Raw genomic sequence first — 282 nt, 5'->3', positions numbered from 1 at the left:
GGGACGCCGGACGCGAGAACGTCCTCGACGAACGCCTCGGCGTCGCCGCGCTCCCCCTCGTCGACGAGAAACTGCCCGGACGCAGCCACGTCGTGTTCGGCAACCAACCCACCTCACCCGAGCAGTCGACCCGCCTCGGCGCCTCGAACGGCGTCGTCGAGATCGACCTCGACGCCGTCCCCGCCGAGGTCGGGCGCGTCGCCGTCATCGTCTTCATCCACCCGCGCCCCGGCGCCGCGCGCCGCTCCCTGTCGCAGCTGCGCTCGCTGCGCGCCGTCGTCA

1 protein-coding gene is annotated in these 282 nt (G+C 73.8%); it reads left to right on the top strand.

Annotation, left to right across the window (positions count from 1 at the left end):
* On the top strand, positions 1-282 hold a 282-nt coding region (locus tag B2284_RS12020), incomplete at both ends, for a TerD family protein (protein WP_349676100.1).

The sequence above is a fragment of the Dermacoccus sp. UBA1591 genome (genome assembly GCF_002322065.1).
GTDB lineage: Bacteria > Actinomycetota > Actinomycetes > Actinomycetales > Dermatophilaceae > Dermacoccus > Dermacoccus nishinomiyaensis.
Note: the sequence above shows the minus strand (reverse complement) of the source record. Positions and strands in the feature narration are given on the sequence as shown.